This is a genomic window from Sphingobium sp. C100 (assembly GCF_000508185.1).
Lineage (GTDB): Bacteria > Pseudomonadota > Alphaproteobacteria > Sphingomonadales > Sphingomonadaceae > Sphingobium.
Genome location: NZ_AYOY01000133.1, coordinates 1 through 230 on the forward strand (window position 1 = coordinate 1; position 230 = coordinate 230).

At 78.3% G+C, this 230-nt stretch carries 1 pseudogene; it reads right to left on the reverse strand.

The annotated features are described in order from the left end of the window. A pseudogene (locus C100_RS0124500) lies at window positions 1-230 on the reverse strand (siroheme synthase); the annotation flags it as partial.

Consider the following 230-nt stretch of genomic DNA (forward strand, 5'->3'; position numbering starts at 1 on the left):
CTGCATCAACCGCCAGCCAGTTCTCCAGCCGCCCGGCCGCATCGTCCCGCAACGGATCGAGCACCGCCCCCGGCGCCAGCCCCGCGTCGATCGCCCGCCGTCGGGCATCCGCGTCGGGCCAGCGCGCGCGGATCGCCCCGCGCGCACCGAACAAGCCCTGCGCCAGCAGACCCAGCCGCGCGGGCAGCAACGCCTCCAGCCGCTGCCGCAGCGCCCTGGCCAGGGCCGCC